General features: G+C 68.9%; 21 protein-coding genes. 12 read left to right on the forward strand and 9 right to left on the reverse strand.

Features of this window, described 5'->3' with window-relative positions; genetic code table 11:
* Nucleotides 1–19 precede the first annotated feature (19 nt).
* On the forward strand, nucleotides 20–925 hold the full coding sequence (locus ACIA8G_RS09730) for a lysyl endopeptidase (protein WP_396417934.1): 906 nt from the start codon (nucleotides 20–22) through the stop codon (nucleotides 923–925).
* On the opposite strand, the gene ACIA8G_RS09735 is transcribed toward ACIA8G_RS09730, so the two are convergent.
* The gene (locus ACIA8G_RS09735; RefSeq protein WP_396417935.1) at nucleotides 922–1,323 is read right to left on the reverse strand and encodes an SsgA family sporulation/cell division regulator; all 402 of its coding nucleotides are present in this window, start codon (nucleotides 1,321–1,323) and stop codon (nucleotides 922–924) included. The genes ACIA8G_RS09730 and ACIA8G_RS09735 overlap by 4 nt on opposite strands.
* 99 nt (nucleotides 1,324–1,422) lie before the next feature.
* Nucleotides 1,423–2,364, reverse strand: a complete 942-nt coding sequence (locus ACIA8G_RS09740; protein WP_396417937.1) for a pirin family protein — start codon at nucleotides 2,362–2,364, stop codon at nucleotides 1,423–1,425.
* A gap of 32 nt (nucleotides 2,365–2,396) precedes the next feature.
* Here ACIA8G_RS09740 and zapE point away from each other — a divergent pair, with 32 nt between their 5' ends.
* Together zapE and ACIA8G_RS09750 are read left to right on the forward strand one after the other, a co-directional pair.
* Entirely contained in the window at nucleotides 2,397–3,302 is a 906-nt protein-coding gene (gene zapE / locus ACIA8G_RS09745) for a cell division protein ZapE (RefSeq protein WP_396417938.1), read from the forward strand.
* A gap of 65 nt (nucleotides 3,303–3,367) precedes the next feature.
* On the forward strand, nucleotides 3,368–4,141 hold the full coding sequence (locus ACIA8G_RS09750; protein ID WP_396418678.1) for an ion transporter: 774 nt from the start codon (nucleotides 3,368–3,370) through the stop codon (nucleotides 4,139–4,141).
* A 78-nt stretch (nucleotides 4,142–4,219) separates the two neighbouring features.
* Here ACIA8G_RS09750 and ACIA8G_RS09755 read toward each other — a convergent pair whose 3' ends face one another.
* The gene (locus ACIA8G_RS09755) at nucleotides 4,220–7,090 is read right to left on the reverse strand and encodes a right-handed parallel beta-helix repeat-containing protein (RefSeq protein ID WP_396417939.1); all 2,871 of its coding nucleotides are present in this window, start codon (nucleotides 7,088–7,090) and stop codon (nucleotides 4,220–4,222) included.
* Between the two features lie 468 nt (nucleotides 7,091–7,558).
* Between ACIA8G_RS09755 and ACIA8G_RS09760 the strand changes: the two genes are divergently transcribed.
* The 4 genes from ACIA8G_RS09760 (at nucleotide 7,559) to ACIA8G_RS09775 (ending at nucleotide 10,306) form a co-directional block, all read left to right on the forward strand.
* The gene (locus ACIA8G_RS09760; protein ID WP_396417940.1) at nucleotides 7,559–8,401 is read left to right on the forward strand and encodes a geranyl diphosphate 2-C-methyltransferase; all 843 of its coding nucleotides are present in this window, start codon (nucleotides 7,559–7,561) and stop codon (nucleotides 8,399–8,401) included.
* Complete coding sequence (locus ACIA8G_RS09765) at nucleotides 8,401–9,465, forward strand: family 2 encapsulin nanocompartment cargo protein terpene cyclase (protein WP_396417941.1); 1,065 nt, start codon at nucleotides 8,401–8,403, stop codon at nucleotides 9,463–9,465. The genes ACIA8G_RS09760 and ACIA8G_RS09765 overlap by 1 nt, the downstream gene beginning before the upstream one ends.
* A gap of 165 nt (nucleotides 9,466–9,630) precedes the next feature.
* The gene (locus ACIA8G_RS09770) at nucleotides 9,631–9,807 is read left to right on the forward strand and encodes a hypothetical protein (RefSeq protein ID WP_396417942.1); all 177 of its coding nucleotides are present in this window, start codon (nucleotides 9,631–9,633) and stop codon (nucleotides 9,805–9,807) included.
* Between the two features lie 40 nt (nucleotides 9,808–9,847).
* Entirely contained in the window at nucleotides 9,848–10,306 is a 459-nt protein-coding gene (locus ACIA8G_RS09775) for a general stress protein (RefSeq protein ID WP_396417943.1), read from the forward strand.
* On the opposite strand, the gene ACIA8G_RS09780 is transcribed toward ACIA8G_RS09775, so the two are convergent.
* On the reverse strand, nucleotides 10,303–11,223 hold the full coding sequence (locus ACIA8G_RS09780) for an anti-sigma factor RsbA family regulatory protein (RefSeq protein ID WP_396417944.1): 921 nt from the start codon (nucleotides 11,221–11,223) through the stop codon (nucleotides 10,303–10,305). The two genes, ACIA8G_RS09775 and ACIA8G_RS09780, sit on opposite strands and share 4 nt — an antisense overlap.
* A 206-nt stretch (nucleotides 11,224–11,429) precedes the next feature.
* Between ACIA8G_RS09780 and ACIA8G_RS09785 the strand changes: the two genes are divergently transcribed.
* Nucleotides 11,430–11,807 carry an anti-sigma factor antagonist gene (locus tag ACIA8G_RS09785; protein ID WP_396417946.1) on the forward strand — a complete coding sequence of 126 codons (378 nt, stop codon included), beginning with the start codon at nucleotides 11,430–11,432 and terminating at the stop codon, nucleotides 11,805–11,807.
* Here ACIA8G_RS09785 and ACIA8G_RS09790 read toward each other — a convergent pair.
* From ACIA8G_RS09790 to ACIA8G_RS09800, 3 genes are read right to left on the reverse strand one after another with little or no spacing between them, the layout of a single operon-like run.
* Nucleotides 11,780–12,184, reverse strand: coding sequence for a PRC-barrel domain containing protein (locus ACIA8G_RS09790; protein WP_396417947.1), 405 nt, complete (start codon nucleotides 12,182–12,184; stop codon nucleotides 11,780–11,782). The two genes, ACIA8G_RS09785 and ACIA8G_RS09790, sit on opposite strands and share 28 nt — an antisense overlap.
* A gap of 33 nt (nucleotides 12,185–12,217) precedes the next feature.
* Entirely contained in the window at nucleotides 12,218–12,754 is a 537-nt protein-coding gene (locus tag ACIA8G_RS09795; RefSeq protein ID WP_396417948.1) for a DUF305 domain-containing protein, read from the reverse strand.
* Nucleotides 12,754–13,605: a lytic polysaccharide monooxygenase gene (locus tag ACIA8G_RS09800; RefSeq protein WP_396417949.1), complete on the reverse strand. Its 852-nt coding sequence runs from the start codon at nucleotides 13,603–13,605 to the stop codon at nucleotides 12,754–12,756. The genes ACIA8G_RS09795 and ACIA8G_RS09800 overlap by 1 nt, the downstream gene beginning before the upstream one ends.
* A 155-nt stretch (nucleotides 13,606–13,760) precedes the next feature.
* Here ACIA8G_RS09800 and ACIA8G_RS09805 point away from each other — a divergent pair, with 155 nt between their 5' ends.
* The 3 genes from ACIA8G_RS09805 (at nucleotide 13,761) to ACIA8G_RS09815 (ending at nucleotide 17,372) form a co-directional block, all read left to right on the forward strand.
* Nucleotides 13,761–16,352 carry an ATP-binding protein gene (locus ACIA8G_RS09805; protein ID WP_396417950.1) on the forward strand — a complete coding sequence of 864 codons (2,592 nt, stop codon included), beginning with the start codon at nucleotides 13,761–13,763 and terminating at the stop codon, nucleotides 16,350–16,352.
* 43 nt (nucleotides 16,353–16,395) lie between these two features.
* Nucleotides 16,396–16,833: a hypothetical protein gene (locus ACIA8G_RS09810; protein ID WP_396417951.1), complete on the forward strand. Its 438-nt coding sequence runs from the start codon at nucleotides 16,396–16,398 to the stop codon at nucleotides 16,831–16,833.
* Between the two features lie 293 nt (nucleotides 16,834–17,126).
* Complete coding sequence (locus ACIA8G_RS09815; RefSeq protein WP_396417952.1) at nucleotides 17,127–17,372, forward strand: DUF2630 family protein; 246 nt, start codon at nucleotides 17,127–17,129, stop codon at nucleotides 17,370–17,372.
* Here ACIA8G_RS09815 and ACIA8G_RS09820 read toward each other — a convergent pair whose 3' ends face one another.
* Together ACIA8G_RS09820 and ACIA8G_RS09825 are read right to left on the reverse strand one after the other, a co-directional pair.
* Nucleotides 17,373–17,795, reverse strand: coding sequence for a GtrA family protein (locus tag ACIA8G_RS09820; protein ID WP_396418679.1), 423 nt, complete (start codon nucleotides 17,793–17,795; stop codon nucleotides 17,373–17,375). It lies immediately after the preceding gene.
* A 144-nt stretch (nucleotides 17,796–17,939) separates the two neighbouring features.
* Nucleotides 17,940–18,851 (reverse strand): helix-turn-helix transcriptional regulator, encoded by a 912-nt coding sequence (locus tag ACIA8G_RS09825; RefSeq protein ID WP_396417953.1) that lies wholly within the window; start codon nucleotides 18,849–18,851, stop codon nucleotides 17,940–17,942.
* 70 nt (nucleotides 18,852–18,921) lie between these two features.
* Here ACIA8G_RS09825 and ACIA8G_RS09830 point away from each other — a divergent pair, with 70 nt between their 5' ends.
* Nucleotides 18,922–19,554, forward strand: a complete 633-nt coding sequence (locus ACIA8G_RS09830) for a class I SAM-dependent methyltransferase (RefSeq protein WP_396417955.1) — start codon at nucleotides 18,922–18,924, stop codon at nucleotides 19,552–19,554.
* Nucleotides 19,555–19,608: the final 54 nt, after the last annotated feature.

Consider the following 19,608-nt stretch of genomic DNA (forward strand, 5'->3'; position numbering starts at 1 on the left):
ACCGAAGGGACATCCTTTGATGAGGCGGCCCTGGCTCTTCACCCTCCTCGCAGCCGTGCTGGCGATCTCCGGCGTGGTAGCGCTCTCTTCAACCCAGGCCGAGGCGCAGCAGTCGCCGCGGTCGGCGATCTACGGCGGCGGCCCGTTCTACCAGGACGGGCAGGCGGTGATGAACACCCTGCGCGCGTCCGGGTTCACGACGGTGATCCTCTGGAGCATCCACGTGCACGGCAACGGCGACCTTTACTACAACGACATCCTGATCGTGCAGAACGGGCGCTACGTCGGCGACGCCGGCTGGCCCGCCCGCCTGCGCACCCTCAAGCAGGCACCCACGAGCGTCAACCGGATCGAGGTGTCGATCGGCGCGTGGGGCGTCCGGGACTGGGAGACCATCGCCGCGCTGATCAGCTCCGGCGGCACCGGTCCGTCGAGCATCCTCTACCGCAACTTCCAGGCGCTGAAGGCAGCGACCGGCGCCGACGCGATCAACAACGACGACGAGTCCTTCTACCAGGTGAGCCCGACCGCGGCGTTCGCCAGGATGGCGGCCGGGCTCGGGTACTCGAAGTTCACGTTCGCGCCGTACACCAACCAGTCGTTCTGGGTGAACCTCAAGAACAACCTCGGCGGCGCGATGGTCGACCGCTTGTACCTCCAGGGGTACGCGGGCGGTACGGGCAACAACCCCGCCACGTGGAGGCAGGCGCTCGGCATGACCGTGGATCCGGGTCTGTGGAGCCGGCACGGGTCGGGCTGCTCGGCCGGTGACTCACCGGCGACCGTGGAGAGCAAGATGCGGTCCTGGCGCGGCTCCGCCGGCATCGTCGGCGGCTTCATGTGGCTCTACGACGACATGAAGGCGTGCGCGTCACAAGGGAACGCGGCGGCATACGCGCGCGCGATCCGCAACGGCACCAGTTAGTCGAGCAGCTTGCGGAGCTCGGCCTCGAAGTCGACGTAGTCGTCCTCGCGTCCCGGGGCGACTACGTCGTAGGTCGAGTTCAGGAACTCCTGCAGCTCGGACGAGCGCACGTGGAACACGGCCTGCGAGACGTCGGAGCGCAGTTCGAGCACGGCGGTCGTCGAGTTGTGCGGGCGCAGCCGCACGTCGCCGGCACCGCTGGTGGTGATGAGGCCGTCGGCGAGCAGGTCGCGGCTGACCAGCCACACCGTCTCCTGGCGTCCCATCCGGAACGTCATGGTCACGGCGTGCGGGTCGTCGGCGCGGTACCCGAGCTCGACCTCGACCGGCATGGGGCGCCCGGAAGGAGCGATGAAGGCGAAGACGGACTCGGCGCCCACTCGTGTCACGTTCGTCATGCCCCCTTAGACGCGTGGCAACCTTCGTGGATGCCTCGCTCAGGAAAAGCGATCAGAACGTGATTTACAAGGCCGCGGAACTATGACATTTGACAACAGTTACGCGGGGTTGCCGCGCGGACGCAGACGGCCACCGGGCAGGGGTGGCGCAGGCAGGCGGGAGCCGGGATAGCCCTCGACGCGGCCGAATCTTTCTGTCTCGATTTCCCATTCGTCTCGATAGGCGACGATCTCGTCGTGGGTGCGTCCCACGAAATTCCACCACATGACGATCTCCTCGCCGAACGGTTCGCCGCCCAGCAGCACGACCCGCGCGCCGTCCTGGGAGGAGAGCGTCAGGGACGAGCGGCCGGTGCCGGCGTAGCCGAGCGAACCGGCCCGGAGCGCGGTTCCCTCGACGGTCACGTCGCCGGTGTCGACCAGCACGCCGTGCTCGAACCCGGACGCCACCTCCAGGGACAGGGACGCGCCGGCGGGCAGCACGATCTCCGCGCCCAGCAGCGGGGTGAACGTGCGGACCGGGGAGGTGGAGCCGGCCAGTGAGCCGAGGAAGACGCGGACCGAGGCGCCGGACACCGCCACCGTCGGTGGTGCGTAGTGCTGGAAGTCGCGTGGGGCGTCGCGGTGAGCGTCGGGGAGCGCGAGCCACAGCTGGACGCCGTGCAGGACCGAGGAAGCCTCCGTCGACACCTCGGAGTGCGCGATGCCGCGGCCACCGGTCATCAGGTTCAGCTCGCCTGGCCGGACGAACGCGTGCACGCCGAGGCTGTCGCGGTGCTCGATCTCGCCGCTGAAGAGCCAGCTCACCGTCTGCAAGCCCGTGTGGGGGTGCGGCGCGACATCCATGTGCACGGAGTCCGGGCCGTAGTGGTCGCAGAAGCACCAGGCACCGATCAACGACCGCTGCTTCTGCGGCAACGTGCGGCGCACCGACATGGCGCGCGGACCGCCCAGCGGTACGTCCCGCGGCTCCAGGACCTCGACACCACCCGGCGTGGAGGCGCACGTCACTTCTGCGGGATCGGCCTCGACATTGCTCACGGGTCCGATCGTAAGCTGGCGCGGGGGTACTTGTGGATCTTCGCAGCACGCTGCTGGCACACGTGTCGAGCAGCGGATACGACCTGGACGACGCGCAGCTCGAGGCCATCGGGCGGCTCGGTGGGCTGGGGGAGCGGCGGCGGGGCGTCTACCTGCACGGGCCGGTCGGCAGGGGCAAGAGCTTCCTCGCGGACGCGTTCTTCGACGTCCTGCCGGTCAGGAGGAAGCGCCGGGTGCACTTCCACTCGTTCTTCCAGGAGCTGCACGGCCGCATCTCGGCCAGGCTGCACGAGCGCGGCGCGGTCAAGAAGGCCGTCGACGAGCTGATCGGACAGGCCGAGGTGCTGGCTTTCGACGAGTTCCACCTGCACGACGTCGGCGACGCGATGCTGATGACCAGGCTGCTGGAAGCGCTCAAGACGCGGAAGGTGATGGTCATCGCGACGTCCAACTACCCGCCGGACGGGTTGCTGCCGAACCCGCTGTACCACGACCACTTCCTGCCGGGCATCGCGCTGGTCAAGGAGCTCGTGGACGTCGTGGAGATCGAGGGCGGCACCGACTACCGGTACCTGCACGGCCGGCCGAGGTCGCGGTTCGAGACCGGCGAGATCCTCACCGAGGCCCCGCCTCGGGACACCACGGGCAGGCAGGTCTGGTTCGACTTCGGGGACCTGTGCGAGAAACCGACCTCCACGCAGGACTACCTCGTGCTCGCCGACCGCTACGACGAGTGGGTGATCACCGCCGTGCCGCGGATCGAGACGTGCGATCGTGAGGCGCAGCAACGGTTCGCGAACGTCGTGGACGTGTTGGTCGACAAGGACGTCCGGCTGACACTGGTGAGTGATCACCCGCTGAGTGAGATCGTGGGCGGTCAGGCCCTTGACCTCGCTCGCACCGCCAGCCGGTTGGAGCTGATCAACTCGACCGGGTGAACAGTTCCGCTGTCTCCGCCGCCGATAGTCACCACAACCCCTGTGCGTAGGAGCAGTGAGTGAAGATGGTGCGCGCCCGAATCGGCGAACTGGTGGAGAGCACCCGGTTCCAGATGTTCATCGTCGGCGTGATCGTGGTCAACGCGATCACCCTCGGCGCCGAGACGTCCACCGTGCTGCACGCGAACTTCGGTGCCGCGCTGACGGTGATCGACCACGTCGCGCTCGCGATCTTCGCGCTCGAACTGGCCGCGCGGCTCTACGCGTTCGGCTGGCGGTTCTTCAAGGACCCGTGGAACATCTTCGACTTCGTGATCGTGGCGATCGCCCTGATCCCGACGGCCGGCCCGCTGTCGGTGCTGCGCAGCCTCCGGATCCTGCGCGCACTGCGGCTCGTGGCGATGGTGCCGAGCATGCGCCGGGTCGTCACGGCGCTGGTGAAGTCGATTCCCGGGCTGGTGTCGCTGTCCGGTCTGCTGGTGCTGCTCGTGTACGTCGGCGGTGTGATCGCGAGCAACCTGTTCGGTGACACCGGTGATCCGCGCTTCTCTGGCCTCGGCCCGACCCTGCTCACGCTGTTCCAGATCACCACCGGTGACGGCTGGTCGGACGTCATGCGCGACCTGATGGAGCAGAAACCGCTCGCGTGGATCTTCTTCCTGATCTACCTGATGGTCGGGTCGTTCACGATGCTGAACCTGTTCATCGCGGTGGTGTGCAGCGCGATGCAGGAGGAGATCACGCTGCCCGCGCCGCGCACCGCGTCGCACGACGACCTGGTGTTGCAGGAGGTTCGGGCGTTGCGGGAAGAGGTGCGGGCGTTGAAGGCGAACGCTTGAACTGGTGGGGACTGAGGAACAGGAGTCCCGATCGGAGACGCCGCCGTACACCGATCGGGACCCTGCGACCCCCGCTTGTTACGGGGTGACCGGGACGTTCGTCAGGCCCTTCTTGGCACGGGAGACCGTGTTGGAGGCGTGGACGACGTTGGGGTTGTCCTTGCACTTCGACGTGGACACGACGTAGACCGCGTACTCACCGACGGTGCCGAGGTCCGACCTGTTGTCGCGCCACACGTTGCCGCAGCCGTTGGCGAACGACGGCGTGGTGCTGGGGTTGTGCGTCTCGTAGCCGTTCTTGAACGTGCCGGGCGAGGCGAAGGTGCCGGTGTTGCCCTCGATCAGGTAGCCGGTGCCCTTCACGTCGATCCACGAGTCGGCGGAGTTCGCGCCGCTGATCCCGGTGCCGTTGAACGTGTTCCCGCGGATCACGCCGCCCTGCGTGCCCTCCTTGACGTCGATGTGCTCGGCGGAGACGTTGGGGCCGATCTTGTTGCCGAGCACCTGGACGCGGTCGGACCTGTCGACGCCGCCGGAGTTGCCGTGGCACTTCCAGTTGGAGTTCGCGGAGCCGAGGTAGACGCCCTCGCCGTAGTCCTTCGTGACGACGCCCGCGTCGGTGATCGTCGAGTTCTTGATCACGCCGTCCGCGGAGGAACGCCGGAAGTGCACGCCTTCCTCGTCCGTCCTGCGCACGGTCACACCGTCGATCGTGACGTGGTGGGAGTTGTCGAGGATGATGCCCTTCTTGGACTCCGCGACGGTGATTCCGCTGATGTTCCAGTAGGGCGCGTTGTACAGCCACAGGCCGTAGCCGGGGTCCCAGCCCGCGGTCGGCACCGGGCAGGTCGGTGCCGTGCCGGACGGGCCGTCGTTGATCAGCACCGCCGAGGGCGGGCCGGTGAGCGTGATCGGGTTGCTCGCCGTGCCGGCCTTCTGCGTGCTGAACGAACCGCGGTAGGTGCCGGGCGCGAGCTGGATGGTGTCGCCCGGGTTGGCGTTGCCCAGCGCGGTTTTCAGCTGGTCGGCGGTGGAGACCGGAATCGTCCCGACGGGACCCTCGCCCGGCTCCTCGGGCTCGCTGGACGTCGGCACCGACTTCAGGAAAAGCGACTTCGCGGAGTCGGTCTTCGTGGCGTCGACGCCGTGGCCGCCGGTGTAGTCGCGCTGCTCGTTCTTCGCCCAGTCCGCGATCGCCGCGCCGGTCACGTCGAGGTGCTGGTACGCGCTGCCGTTCCAGCCGAACTGGTAGATCCGCTGCCGGTCGTTGTAGTAGGGCTCGAAAGCACCACTGGTCGACACCTGCTTGGTCATGGCGTTGTTGAAGAAGACGTTGCGCGGCCCGGTGCCACCTGACCACTTCACGGCCTTCTTGCCCGCGCCCCACCAGATCGGGAACCAGTTCGAGTCGTCCGGCCCGCCGCCGCCCTCCTCGCCGCAGTTCGCGCGGCAGTTGCCGGAGCGGTGCGCGTAGGAGACGCGAACGGTGTTGAGCTCGAACAGGTTGTTGCGCTCCCAGCCGCCGTGCAGGTTCAGGTCGGAGTCGAAGTCGTTGCCCACCACGACGTTGCCCGACGCGGACCACTGGAAGGTGAAGTGCCGCAGGTTGCGCGAGGTGTTGCCGGCGTAGAGCGAGTCCCACACCCGCGAGCCGCGGAAGTAACCGTTGCCGCCCTTGCCCTTGTTCCACGAGCCGTCGAGGTGGTTGTCGACGATCTGGAGGTTCTTCGCCTCCTCGGTGACGATCGGGTGCGAGCCGGTCATCTCCGCGCGGATGCCGCGCACCCACGAGTTCGCCGCCCACTTGAAGACGATGCCGTGCATCTCGTCGGCCGGCGCCATGTTGCCGTAGTTGTTGACGGCCTCGGCGGGGCTGAGGTTCGGCATCGCCTGCGTGAAGCCGAAGTTCTCGAACCCGACGCCGAGGACCGGGTCCACCAGCGGCGACACCTTGGAGTCGTAGGCCGCCCCGCCGATGGCCGGTGAACCGTCCGAGGTGGAGTTGACCGGGACGTCGAACTCCAGCGGTTTGTCCAGCGTGACGGTGTTGGACGAGACCGAGGCGACGGTGAAGATCTGCTGGCGCATGTGCATGTTCAGCAAGGGGTACGGGGTTCCGGTGGCGAACTGCTGCTCGTAGAACTTGACGGAGTTCGCGGCCCGGACGTTGACGAGCATGCCCGCCTTGATCGTGCTCGCGGACTGGACCTGGATCGTGCGGTCACCGGCCTTCGCGGCGGTCCGGACCTTGGCGCCCGCCTTCCAGTGCACGTTGATCGTGCCCTCGAAGATGTCCTTGCGGTTCTCGGGCGCCGACGCGTGATCGCCGGCGTAGCTCGAGTGCACACCGCGCGACTGGACCCGGAAGAGCCCGCGTCCCGGCCACAGCCAGCCTCCCTTGCCCTGCCCGAACGTCATCCCGTCCTCGTCCCAGTCCGACCCGTCCGGGGTGAGCGCGTCATACCGGGTGTTCGCGTCCGGGGTGTAGACGACCTTGGTAGCGGTTGCGCCGGCTCCCCTGATGATCAGGTAGTCGGCGTCGACGTGCAGCTCCTTCGACACCCTCAGCTCACCGGCGGGCAGCGTGATGAGGCTCAGCTTCGAATAGCTCGCGCTCGGTGAACACGACGTCCTGATGGCGTCGATCGCCGCCTGCAGTCCGGCGGTGTCGTCGGCCGCGTCATTCGGGCGCACGTTGTGCTGGGAAGCGAGTTCGGCCGCCGTGATCTGACAGGTCGCGTTCGGGTTCACGTCATTGTTTCCGGGTAGCACGCCATTGCCGCGATACCCTGTCTTCGACCAGTCGTACAGGCCGGAAATAGGGGAACGCCGGTTGCCTGACGAGACGTCCAGGCCGGTCAGTGCAGGTACTGCGGTCGCAGTCGTCACCGGTACGGCGAGTGAACCGATTAAGAGCAGTGTGAGCAGGGGTATGGAGGTTCTCGTCATTGATAACCCTCTTCGGCAGGGCGGGGGCTATTTCTTTGTAGTCGATAGTTGCGATAAATGTCAAACATTCACATTCTTGAATTAGGTAATGCTGAAATGGTTTTCAATGACGGCTGATTGACTGGTCACTCAGTTCCCCTGGCAGCTCACAGGTCTGAATCGTGCGAGCCGATTGGGCTGATCGCGACCCGAGTTGGGCCGAGGCGGCCGCTGACGCGGTACCGGGACTTCTTCCCTGGTGGGATGGAATACCGGCCTCGCGGTCATCCGGATGGGGGCCGGGAGCCCACGAAAGTGGGGATGCTGGAACGGTTTCATGGGTTAGGGGGCCCACTGAGACGCACAGTCCGGCATACCCGTTCGTGACCGAACCATCCCTGAACGGCGGATCGTCGCCTGGGCCTTCAGGTGCAAAGGTCGGTTGCTGTTCGGCAGCGAGCGTTCCAACGAACAGGAGCACCAGAGGACATGGCGAGCCCCACTGTGAAGCCGGTTCTGCGTACCGACTACCAGCGTTCCGTCGCGGACTACTGGAACAAGGAGAAGGACCCGGTCAACATCAAGCTCGGCGAGGTGGACGGGCTCTACCACCACCACTACGGCCTCGGCGCGTACGACCCCGCCGTGCTGGAAATGGGCGACGACGCGATCATCGGCGAGATGCACCGCCTGGAGACCGCGCAGGCCGAGGTGCTGCTCGACGCGTTCGGCGACGTCCCCGTCGGCGGCCACCTGATGGACGGCGGCTCCGGCCGCGGCGGCACGAGCTTCATGGCCAACGCCCGGTTCGGCGCTCGGGTCGACGGCGTCAGCATCTCCGAGCAGCAGGTAGCGTTCGCCAACGCCCAGGCGGCCGAGCGCGGGGTCGCGGACCAGGTGCGGTTCCACTTCAAGAACATGCTCGACACCGGCTTCGAAACCGGCTCCCTCAACGGGATCTGGACCAACGAGACCACGATGTACGTGGACCTCCAGCAGCTGTACGGCGAGTTCGCGCGGCTGATCGCGCCCGGCGGCCGGTACGTCTGCATCACCGGCTGCTACAACGACCTGACGGGCGGCCGCTCGCGGGCGGTGAGCCAGATCGACCAGCACTACATCTGCAACATCCACCCGCGCAGCGAGTACTTCAAGGCGTTGGCGGACAACGGTTTCGTGCCGATCAGCGTGGTGGACCTGACGCCGGACACCATCCCGTACTGGGAGCTGCGGGCGAAGTCATCGGTCGCGACCGGCATCGAGGACCCGTTCCTCACCGCCTACAAGGAAGGCAGCTTCCACTACCTGCTGATCGCGGCGGACCGCGTCTGATGAGGGATCTCCTCTCCGGGCCGTCCGGGCTGGGCACTTCTGCTGCCCGGCTCGGACGGCCCGAGGCCGTTGTGGTGCCACCGGAACCCGGTTACGCGGAACGCCCGTGGGGTGACGGCACGGCGCCGCCGCTGTACGTGCCGGTGGTGGAGCGGGAGGACGATCTGCTCGCGGCCGCCGTGGACGAGCGGCTCATCGCGTGGGCCGGAGACTGCGGCTTCGAGGAGCCGGAACAGTTCCTGGGCGGCCAGTTCGGCCGGCTCGCCGTGCTCACCCACGTCGACACCGACGACGTCGAGCAGCTGCTGATCGCCGCGAAGCTGAACGCGGCGTGGTGGGCGGCCGACGACCTCTACGCCGACAGCACCGAGATGGGCGCGATCCCGGCCGAGCTGCCGCCACGCCTGGCGCTGGCGATGGCCGCGATGGACCCGGTCGCCCCGGCGGCGGAGTTCACGGTGGAGCTGGAGGAAACGCTCGCCGCCGACCCGGTGCTGGTGGGCCTGCGGTCGGGCATCGCCCACCTGTCGTCACGCAGCACTCACACCGTGGTGCAACGGGTCTGCTACTCGACGTTCGCGATGTTCGTGTCGTGGAGCGCCTACGCGGCGTGGCGGCACACCGGCAACTACCCGCCGGCGTGGCAGTACCTCGCGACAAGGCAGCACGACACCTTCTACACGTCGATGACGCTGATCGACGCGGTCGGCGGCTACGAGCTGCCGGCGCCGTTGTACTACGACCCGCGCGTGCGGCAGCTGCTGACCTCGGCGGGCACCGCGTCGGTGATGGTCAACGACCTGGTGTCGGTGGAGAAGGACGCCGCTGACGAGAAGCCGGTGTGCAACATGGTGCTGCAGATCGCGGCCGACCGGGAGTGCTCGATCGCCGAGGCGACCGCACGGACCGTGGAGCTGCACAACCAGTTGGTGCGCGACTTCGAGGCGGGCCACAAGGCGTTGCTGGCCGTGCCTTCGCTGGAGCTGCACCGGTTCCTGAAGGGCACCAAGGCCTGGATGGCCGGCGGCTTCGAATGGCACACCACCCACCCCAGGTATTCCTAGACCGGAGGGTCCCGCGCGGTGCCACGCGGCGGGACCCTCCACTTAGGACTGTCCTTTCACTCTTTTGCAGCAGCGATGCCGTGCATGGTCGTGCTGTTCACGGGGTATTCGGTGATTCCAAACCCCCTTTTGGCCCTGCCGCTCACACGCGAGGGAGTGGTCGCGATGGCACACGTGCGTCGTCTGGTGGACGTCCACACGGGAGACGAGTTCGATCAACCCGTTCCCTTCGGCCTGGTGTATCCGGTGTGCACCGCGGACGGTTCCGCGCCGCCGAGCCAGCGCGGCCGGACGTGGGAGCACCTGGTGGCGAGCGATCGCGAGTTGCGCCAGGTGGGCTGAAAGCCGGTTGGCAGGTCGTGATCGCGGGTAGCCGCAGCGGGTGGAAATCGAACAGAACGTGACCGGGTCGAAGCTCCTGGCGACCTTCGCCGACTACCTCGACGCGCAGCGGCTCGTCGACCGGATGTCGGACGACGGGTTCCCGGTCGAGAGCGTGCGGATCGTCGGCGAGGGCGTGCGAACCGTCGAGCAGGTGACCGGGCGGATGACGCGCGGCAGGGCGGCCGCCGCGGGCGCGGCGAGCGGTGCCTGGTTCGGTGTGCTGATCGGGTTGCTGCTCGGGCTGTTCACCGCCGACGGCGGGTGGGCGTGGCTGCTGCTCATCAGCCTCGTGATCGGTGCCTTCTGGGGTGCGGTCTTCGGCTTCGTCGCGCACTGGAGCACGCGCGGCCGGCGGGACTTCTCCAGCGTCATGACCTTGCAGGCCAAGCGGTACGAGGTGCACGTCGACTCGGCGCAGGCTGCGCGGGCGGCGCGGTACGTCCTCGACCAGAGCTAGGCGGTGCCGCCCACACTCACCCGGATCGTGAAGCCCTCGTCGTCGCGAGCCATCGACACGTAGTCGCAGGTGCGGTGCAGGACCCACAGCCCGAGCCCGGCCGAGCGGGTCTCCGTCGTCGGCATCAGGCCGGCGAGCGGGTCCGACGGGCCGGAGCCCCGGTCGGTCACCGACACCACCACGCGGGTCTCGTCCGCCCACAGCCGGAACCGCACCGGCGCGACGCCGTGGGTCAGGCCGTTGGTGACGATCTCGCTCGCCGCGTAGATGACGTCGTGCGCGCTGTCCTCGGTGAGCCGGGTCGTGCTGATGGCCGCGTTGACGGCGGCACGCACCGCGCCCGCCGTCGGGTCGACGAGCTCGATCAGGGCAGGTCCCTGTTCCAGCAGGTCAGGGGTGGGTGTGGTGCTGAGGACGCCTTCGTGGAAAGCGGGGTTGGCATCGTGCGTGCCGACGGTGGAGGCGATGTGCGGGTGGGTGCGCACCACGTCGGTGAGCACGTCAGCGGGGGTCGTCCTGATGTCGTAGGGGCACAGGGCCCACGCCGGGAACTCCGCGAAGGCGCGGTTCGCCGCGGCCTCGTAGCGCGCCCACCAGTCCCACGGGGAGCCGGTGCCGGGGTGCGGCACCTGGCCGACGACGCGCATCTGTCTCGTGCCAGCGGCGGTGTGCTCGTGGAAGAGGTCGCGGTACTGGGTGATCGCGTCGGCGGGGCGGGCGTACTGGTCGCTGCCCGGCAGGTACATCACGGCATCGGTGCGGCTCAGGGCGCCGCGCAGCAGCGCGGTGTTCTGGGCCGTGCACGCCACCAGCGTCGGCTCGCCCGCGCGCAGGCCGCCCTCGACGAACGGCACGACGTACGCGAGGAAGTCGTCGTCGGAACCGTAGAAGGCGGCCTCGTGCTGGAAGCCCGTCATCGGACGCCCTTCGGCCCGACGACGTCGGAGACACCGGACGTGCGCATGGCCACCGATCCTACGCTCGCTCTCGGTGCTCCATCCGAGCGAACCTCTGCTCCGTTCGGCTCTTTGCCACGGCGTTCGCCGAGGTCTGGGCTACCGTCGAGCCGGGTTGAGCATGCAGCCCTCGTGATGGTCGTGCCGTTCCATCTGGAGGTTGCCGCGTGCACACCGACTCCGTTCCGTTCCACATCACCAGCGAGAGAGTGGGCGACACCGTTGTCGTGCACGTCGCCGGCGAGCTGGACTGCTCCACCGCGGACGAGCTGACCGAGGCCCTGGTCCTGGCAGAGCTCGAGGTCGTCCCGCCCGCGCCGGTCGTGGTGGACCTCACCGAGCTGCGGTTCCTCGGCGCGGCCGGGATCGGGGTCCTGCTGGACCACCAGGACCTGTGTCTGCGTCGCGGCGGCGTGCTGCTCGTCGTCGCGAACTCCACCGCCGTGCTGCGGCCGATCCGGGCGCTGGAGCTGGCGGACGTGCTGTGCCTGCGAGCGTCCACATCGGATGCGTGCGCCTACAGCATGGGCGGCATCAGGCGGTAGCTCTCGTTGTAGTAGTCGTTTGCACGCGCGCGGTAGTCGTCGTGGTCGTCCGGGTTGTACTCCGGCGCGTTCTTGATCTGCTCCTTGGTGCGGTCGACGTACACCTTGCGCTCGGCGTGGTCCACCCGCTGCACGGTGCCCACCGGCAGGACGACCTTGTGACCGAAGATCCACGGGCCGGTGTCGACCATCAGGCAGTCGTGCGGCACCTTCGCGTTGTCGTCGTCGATCTTGCCGATACCACCGTCGGTGGCCTCGACCTCGTAGCCGATCAGGCCGGTGTCCGGGCGCCGGGCCAGTTCGGCCTCGTCGTGTTCGGGGCCGGTGGCCCAGGAGGGATCGCGCCACACCCACGGGACGAACGGGACTGGTTGCATGTCGGCCTCCTTTTGTCACCGACCGGGTACCCGTCAGACCCTGGTGAGGAACTTCTTCATCATCTCGATCTGCGCGGAACGGGACTTCTCGATCCGGCCCGCCAGATCCTTCACCTCCTTGTGCGCGCCGCTGCCGTGCTCCCACCTGGCCATCTGCACGGCGTCGTCCTGGTGCGCGATCATGACGTTGAGCAGCCGCTGATCGAACTCGTTGCCGCGCAACGCCTGCAGTCTCGCGATCTCCTCGGGGTCGCTGCGGCGCATGCCTCCGTGGCCGGCGTGCGAGTCGGGTGGTGCCGTCAGCGGTTCGCCCCACGAGTTCAGCCAGCCCTTCATGGCGTCGAGCTCGGTCGCCTGGGTCGACTCGATCGCGGCGGCCAGCATGCGCACGTCCTCGTCCTGGGCGCGCGACGACGCCAGAGCCACCATCGAGACGCCCTGCTCGTGGTGCGGAATCATCATCTGCAGGAACATCACGTCCAGCGGATCGCCGCGCAGCACCCCGTCCGGCTGCGGCGGGGAACCGCAGCCGGACAGCGCGAAAACGAGCAACAGCAGGAGAACCCGCATCAGAGGCGTATCCACAGAGCGGGCGTGTTCGGCGGTTCCCAGCCGGCGATCGCGGTGTGCGCGAGCTGGCACTGGTAGGAGATGCCGTTGTAGGTGACCCGGTTGCCGACCTGGTAGGTCGTGCCCGCCGCCCAGGTGCCGCTCGGCGGGGGAGGCGTCGTGGTCGTCGTGGGCGGTGGAGTCGGGGGACTGGTCGTCGTCGGAGGCGGGTTGGTGCCGCCGCCGAAGTCGACGTCCGAGCAGGTGTAGAAGGCCTCGTTGCTGCCTACCACGCGCTGCCAGATCGAGTAGATGATGTGCCGGCCGGAACGCTGCGGGATCTGCAGCGTCCAGTTCGTGAACGTGGTCGGGTTCTGGTTGTTGAACGTCTGCAGGTGCACGAGATCCGACCAGCGCAGCGGCTGCGTCGGGCTCCAGCCCTGGCGGGTGATGTAGAACTCGAAGTTGCTGTTCGAGTGCGGCGCGGACGCGTGGTAGGTGACGGTCAGCGACCCGGCCGAGATGCGCTTGGCCGGCCAGTCGGCGCGTTGCAGGTCGAGGCCGCGGTACTTGTCGCGACCGGCGCTGCACAGCTTGCCGTCCGGGATGAGCTGGCGATGCCTGCCGCCCGCTTCGAGCAGCGACACCTCGTTCCAGTCGTAAAACGCCTGCGTGCCGCCCGCGGCCACGGCCGCCTTGCACGCCTCGGACTTCGGGTTCTCGGGGTTCTCCTGTTTGCACGTGTAGACCCGGCTGGCGGGATCGGACAACGTGCCGTGGGCGCTGGCGGTCGTCAGGGGGACGAGGACCGCGGCGGCCAGAGCGGTGGATGCGGTGAGACTCGCGAGGGCGAGCCGATGCCGTGCCTTCATGGCTCCTCCTGGCAGGCGGAGGTGGCGAACACCGGGGTGCTCGCGTGGCGGGTTCGGCGGCCCGGTTCACAAGTGTAAACAATTGGTCCGACCATTTCGAGTGCCAACCGGGTTGCGATCGCCCCTGGACCTGGCGCGATCATTAGGCTTCAACCATGTCCGCCGCCCCGACACCTGACGACGTGCAGGCGCTCGATGAACTCATCGCCGCGCTGCGCTCGCTGAAGGTGTGGGCGGGCAACCCGTCGCTGCGGCAGATGGAGAAGCTGTCCGGGCTCGCGCGCAGCACGCTCGCCGACGCGCTGAGCCCGCGCAGGAAGACCGCGCCGGCGCTGGAGGTGGTGCGCGGGCTGCTCAAGGCGTTCAGCGTGCCGCCCGGCGAGACCGAGCCGTGGCTCGCCGCGTGGCGCCGGGTGCAGGCGGAACCGGCCCGGCCGGTGTCCGGTGCGATGTCCGGCGCGGTGCCGCGGCAGCTGCCCGCGGTCGTGCCCGGCTTCACCGGGCGTGGCAAGGCGTTCAAGGAGCTGACCGCGCTGCTGGAGAGCGGCAGCAGGCTCGCGGTGGTGTGCGGGATTCCCGGCGTGGGCAAGACGGCGCTGGCCGTGCAGTGGGCGCACCAGGTGGCGAACCGGTTCCCGGACGGGCAGGTGTACCTGGATCTGCGCGGGTACTCGGCGGGGCCGCCGGTCACCGCGGACCAGGCGCTCGCGCTGGCGATCCGCGCGTTCGGCGTGCCCGGCGAGGACATCCCGCTGCAGCAGGACGCGATGATCGGCATGTACCGGTCGATCACGTCCGACAAGCGCGTGCTGGTCGTGGTGGACAACGCGCCGAGCGCCGCGCACGTGCGACCGCTGGTGCCCGGCGGCCCCGGCTGCATGACGGTCGTGACCAGCCGCGACCGCCTGGGTGGCCTCGTGGCCAAGGAGGGCGCGCACCGGCTGGAACTCGGCGTGCTCAGCCCCGAGGAGGCGCCGGCGGTGGTGATCAGCGTGCTGGGCCCGGAACGGGTGCTGCGCGAGGAAAACGCCGTCCAGGAGCTCGTGCGGCTGTGCGGCTACCTCCCGCTCGCGCTGCGGATCACCGCGGCCAACCTCGCGGACCGTCCACATCAGACGATCGCGGAGCTGATGGCCGAGCTGACGGCGGGCGACCGCCTCACCGCGCTGGAGGTCGAGGGGGACGCCGACGCCGCGGTGCGGACGACGTTCGGTCACTCCTACGCGGCGCTCGATCCGCTGGCGCGGACCTTGTTCCGCCGCATGGGAACCGCACCGGGTCCTGAGCTGCCCACCCGTGCCGCCGCAGCGCTGGCGGGCACCGGAGGCGAAGTCGCGCTGCGCACCCTGGTCGCGGCACACCTGGTCGAGGTGAAGGCCGCGGGCCGGTACGGACTGCACGACCTCCTTCGCTTGTACGCCCGCGAAAGGTGCGCGGCGGAGGAGAGTCAGGCGGAGACCGACGTGGCGATCGGCCGGCTGTACGAGCAGTACCTCGACCTCGCTGTCGCGGCGGCACGCGGTGTGCGGCCGGACTTCTCGGTGCTCGCGACCGTGACGCCGCGGCACGCGTTCGGTGGCGCGACCGAGGCTTTGCAGTGGTTCGACGCGGAACGGTCCACGTTGGTCGCCCTGGTCGAACGGGCCGAGGTGCTCGGGCAGGCGCCGATGGCCTGGCTGCTCACCGACGCGTTGCGCGGCTGCTACTGGCTGCGCCGCCACACCGCGGAATGGCTGGCCGTCGCCCGCGTGGGACTGGCCGCCGCCCAGGAGCGGTCCGACGCGAGCGCATCCGCGGCGATGCACCTCTCACTGGGCACCGCGCACTGGGGCGCGGGCGACCACCGCGCCGCGGCCGACCACTTCGAGCAGGCCGTCGAGTTCAGCCGGGCGGCGGGGGACCGTTTCCGCGAGTTCAGCACGCTCGGCAACCTGGGCGGCGTCTACGCGGATCTGGGTGCGCTGGAGTCGGCGGCGGACTGCTTCCGGCGGGAGCACGCCTTCTACACCGAGATCGGGGACACGGCCCGGCAGGCCCGCGCGCTCGGCAACCTGGGACTCGCCGAGATCCGGCTCGGGCGGCTCGTCGAGGCCGCCGCCAACCTGGAGGCCGCCGTCGAGCTCCGCGAGGAGATCGGCGAGACGCGCTCGGCGGCCAACTCGCTGGGCGCGCTCGGCGTCGTGCACCGCTACCTCGGCGACCTGGACCACGCCGCCCACTTCCTGCGCCGGGCCCAGCAGCTCAACCACGACCACGAGGACCGGGTCAGCGAGGCGGCCGCGCTCGACGACCTCGCCCGCGTGCACCGCGACGCGGGCCGGCCGGACGAGGCACTGCGGTGTGCCGAGCAGGCGCTCTCGCTCGCGAAGGGCTCCGGCCGGGTCGAGATCGACGCGCTCATCACGGTCGCCGCGGTCCGCGGCCGCCGCGACGACCTGCGCCGGGCGTGGCGGATGGCGGCCGCCATCGGGTACGGCACCGGCGTGGCGGACGCACTGCTGGAACTGGCCTGGCTGGACCTCGCCGCCGGCGAACACGCCGCCGCGCTGCGGGACGCGTCCGAAGCGCAGGAGCGCGCGGTGGCGACCGGTCAGCGCATCCTGGAAGGCCTGGCCCTCACCGTCCTGACCAGCGTGCACGAGGCGAACGGCGATCCGATCGCGGCCGCGGACACCGGGCGCAGGGCAGCGGAGGTGCTCGAGAGCGCCGGATATCGGGGTGTCCGGAATCGTCCGAACAGCTTGTGAGCCGGCGCGGGACTTGATAGATCCGTGGTTGAAGGGGGAAATCATGAAGAAGCTGTCTTTTGTCCTGCCCGCAGCATTGGCTCTCGCGCTGTGCGCGGCGCCGTCCGCCCAGGCTGGTGTGTGTCACAACCCCGGCGATCCTGTTTTCGATCCCGGTTCCAACTGCAAGGTGGACTTCTCGATCAGCCCGGCGATGACCGGTGCCAGCGCACTGGTGAAGGGCTACCGCCAGAACGGGACGGTCTACGTCGAGGCGCCGTCGTACCTCAAGGACTCCGCCGACGACGGCTTGGCCGCCCACCTGTGGTTGCGCTACAGCTACGTGGACATCCCGGGTAGCGATCACCAGGGCTCGATCGCCAACGTCTCCGGAAACGGCGCGACGAAGGACGTTGAGTGGGTTGAGTCGTCAATCCAGTCACTCCAGGCGCGGGTCTGCCTCGGGGAGGGCACCGCGCAGTGCTCCCCGTGGCGGGGCTGACCGGCCTGTCCGGATCTGTCCGGGGTCGTCCGAACGTCTTTCCTGGTGGAGGGGCCGGGAGCGACGCTCGGTGAGTGCTGAACGAACTGATCACGAAGACGCGCTGCCGGCCACTCCGGGGGGTGTGGACCGGCAGCGCGTCCGGCGATGTCCCTCTGACGAACGTCATCCTGCCGAGGAGCAGCGGCTGAGGCCGCGGTGACCGCCCGGCCCCGACCAGCGAGATGCGCACCTGCCGGCGGTTCGTCGTAGAGTCGGAAAACGTCAGCCGCTTCGAGACGGGACAGGCGTAGATGAGCGACGAGAACGTGCTGGGCCGCATCAACGAACTGGTCGACGAGGAGCACGAGCTGCGTCAGCAACTCGCCGCCGGTGAGATCACCAGCGACGAGGAACACGCCCGGCTGCGCGCCCTGGAGGAAGCTCTCGACCAGTGCTGGGACCTCCTGCGGCGCCGCCGGTCCGCGCGGTCGCTCGGCGGGGACGCGGACGACGTCCCGGCGCGCCCGGTCGGCGAGGTCGAGGGGTACCTGCAGTAGCTACTTGCTGTCGCGGAAGATGATCCAGCGCATCACGCTGTACATGAAGGCGGCCTCGCAGGCGCCCGCGATGATCCGCGACAGGTGGTACTGGGTGCCGAGCGCGGCCAGCGCGCTGCCGACGCCGAGGATGAACGCCAGGTAGTTGATCAGGATCGCGATCGCGTACAGGCCGGCCTGCGGGCCGACGGGCGCGTGCGAGCGGAAGTTCAGGGCGCGGTTGAGCACGAAGCTCAGCCCGAACGCGAGCACGTAGGCCACGGTGAAGGCGACCGGCACCGGCCAGCCCAGGGCGCCGCGGAACAGCGTGAGCAGCAGCAGGTCGATGCCGAACGTGCAGCCGTTGATCAGCGCGAAGCCGAGCAGGCTGGGGGCGATCACGCGGGACAGGCCGAACGGCAACTGCCTGACGACGACCTCCATCAGGGCGTGAAACCGTTGCCCCAGGTCGGTTCTGGGCTCGCTCAAGGTGGTGCTCTCCCCGCCGGTCATGGCACCGACACTGCCATGATCACCAGGGGCGAACCCGACGAATCGGCCGCGGCTCGTCAGGCTGTCCGCAGGAGTTCAGCTCACGTTCACGCTCCGCCAGCGCGTCGGGCTCATGCCGTGCAACTTGCCGAACGTGCGGGCGAAGTAGCCGGCGTCCGGGAAACCGACCTGCCGGCCGATGTCGCCGATCGGCAGTTCCGTCACGGCGAGCAGGCGCCGTGCCTGCACCATGCGCCGCTCGGTGATCCACTCCTGCACCGTCCTGCCGGTCCGCCTGCGCACTGTGGAGGTCAGGTGGCCGGGGGAGATGCTGACCGCGGCGGCCACTTCGCGCAGCGACAGCGGTTCCGGGTAACGGCGCTCGATGACGTCGAACACCTCGGCCAGCAGCGGTTCGGCGTTCTCGCGCAGGTCGCCCACCACGTCCGCGGCCAGCCGGGACACCCCGACGAGCAGCAGCACCAGGTGCGCGGACACGGCCTCCCGGTAGCCCTCACGGCGTTGCTGGAGCTCGTCGTGCAGCGCCGTGATCCGGGTGGTCCACTCGTCCCGCTCCGGCTCGGGCACCTTGAGCCGCAACGCACCGATGGCGCCGCCGCGGACGAACGGGAACAGCAGCGGATGGGTGCGCCACGCCAGATGCGCGCCGGGGGTGTCCGTGCCGAGCGCGTCGGCGGTGAAGAACACGCCCCAGCCCTGCGCGCCGACGAGGTCGTCGCTGCGGGCCTGCCCCATGACGTCGCCGGGCGCGATGACGAACAGGTCGCCGGCCTCGACGTGCCGGACCTGCCTCCCGGTGCGGACCACCCCGCCGGCCGCGGAGAAGTAGGTCAGACCGGGGAAGTCGTGGGAGTGCGCCTCGTGCGAGCCGTCGACGTCGATGCCGTGGCCCAGGGGCATCGCGGCGACCGCCAGTTCGCCGGGCGCGGGTTGCCAGGCGTAGGAGACCGGCTCGTCGTCCTGGAGCGGCCGCCGTCGGATTCGCATCGTCAGATCGTCCCATTCAAACCGCCGATCGGTACAGGACTCCAGCTCCAGACCTCGCCAGAATGGAGTCATGACCGACAAATCGTCCCAGCTGCCGGCGGAACGCGACTATCTGCCCGGCATGGGCAGGCACTTCCTGCTGCCGCTGTACGACCTGCTGCACGTGGTGTCCGGGCTGCACGCGATCCACCAGGAGATGGTGACGCTGGCCGGGCTGCGTGCGGGCCACCGCGTGCTGGACGTCGGTTGCGGCACCGGGAACCTGTTGCGCGCCACCGGAAAGCGGTATCGCGACGTGGAGCTGTCCGGCGTGGACCCGGACGTGAAGATGCTGGCGAGGGCCGAGCGCAAGTTCCGGCGGGCCGGGCTCCCGGTGCGGCTGGACCGCGGGTTCGCGCAGGAGCTGGCCTATCCCGACGGCTCGTTCGACCGCGTCTTCTCCAGCCTGATGCTGCACCACCTGGACACCCCGTCGAAGGACGAGATGCTCGCCGAGGTGCGCCGCGTGCTGCGGCCGGGCGGCCTGCTGGTGCTGGCCGACGCCGTGCACGGTCACGGCCACGGTCATGCGCACCTGCAGGACAACGTCGGCGACGCGGTGACGAAGCGGATTGAGGCAGCGGGGTTCACCGTGGAGCCGACCAGGTTGCGCAAGCTGCGGGTGCTGGGACAGGTCGGCATCGAGGTCGCGAGCGTCCACTAGCGACCGGTCCATTGTCGACCGATTGAATCCGCACAATGTTGCTTGGCTGCCAAC

The organism is Lentzea sp. NPDC051213 (assembly GCF_044455585.1).
In the GTDB taxonomy this organism is placed as follows: Bacteria; Actinomycetota; Actinomycetes; order Mycobacteriales; family Pseudonocardiaceae; genus Lentzea.

Coding starts and splice junctions, on each gene's coding strand:
- ACIA8G_RS09805 (WP_396417950.1), top strand. CDS start 13,761: ATGTCCGCCGCCCCGACACCTGACGACGTGCAGGCGCTCGATGAACTC.
- ACIA8G_RS09830 (WP_396417955.1), top strand. CDS start 18,922: ATGACCGACAAATCGTCCCAGCTGCCGGCGGAACGCGACTATCTGCCC.
- ACIA8G_RS09730 (WP_396417934.1), top strand. CDS start 20: ATGAGGCGGCCCTGGCTCTTCACCCTCCTCGCAGCCGTGCTGGCGATC.
- ACIA8G_RS09810 (WP_396417951.1), top strand. CDS start 16,396: ATGAAGAAGCTGTCTTTTGTCCTGCCCGCAGCATTGGCTCTCGCGCTG.
- ACIA8G_RS09765 (WP_396417941.1), top strand. CDS start 8,401: ATGAGGGATCTCCTCTCCGGGCCGTCCGGGCTGGGCACTTCTGCTGCC.
- ACIA8G_RS09770 (WP_396417942.1), top strand. CDS start 9,631: ATGGCACACGTGCGTCGTCTGGTGGACGTCCACACGGGAGACGAGTTC.
- ACIA8G_RS09800 (WP_396417949.1), bottom strand. CDS start 13,605: ATGAAGGCACGGCATCGGCTCGCCCTCGCGAGTCTCACCGCATCCACC.
- ACIA8G_RS09750 (WP_396418678.1), top strand. CDS start 3,368: ATGGTGCGCGCCCGAATCGGCGAACTGGTGGAGAGCACCCGGTTCCAG.
- ACIA8G_RS09820 (WP_396418679.1), bottom strand. CDS start 17,795: ATGGAGGTCGTCGTCAGGCAGTTGCCGTTCGGCCTGTCCCGCGTGATC.
- ACIA8G_RS09760 (WP_396417940.1), top strand. CDS start 7,559: ATGGCGAGCCCCACTGTGAAGCCGGTTCTGCGTACCGACTACCAGCGT.
- ACIA8G_RS09780 (WP_396417944.1), bottom strand. CDS start 11,223: ATGACGGGCTTCCAGCACGAGGCCGCCTTCTACGGTTCCGACGACGAC.
- ACIA8G_RS09795 (WP_396417948.1), bottom strand. CDS start 12,754: ATGCGGGTTCTCCTGCTGTTGCTCGTTTTCGCGCTGTCCGGCTGCGGT.
- ACIA8G_RS09815 (WP_396417952.1), top strand. CDS start 17,127: ATGAGCGACGAGAACGTGCTGGGCCGCATCAACGAACTGGTCGACGAG.
- ACIA8G_RS09735 (WP_396417935.1), bottom strand. CDS start 1,323: ATGACGAACGTGACACGAGTGGGCGCCGAGTCCGTCTTCGCCTTCATC.
- ACIA8G_RS09755 (WP_396417939.1), bottom strand. CDS start 7,090: ATGACGAGAACCTCCATACCCCTGCTCACACTGCTCTTAATCGGTTCA.
- ACIA8G_RS09790 (WP_396417947.1), bottom strand. CDS start 12,184: ATGCAACCAGTCCCGTTCGTCCCGTGGGTGTGGCGCGATCCCTCCTGG.
- ACIA8G_RS09825 (WP_396417953.1), bottom strand. CDS start 18,851: ATGCGAATCCGACGGCGGCCGCTCCAGGACGACGAGCCGGTCTCCTAC.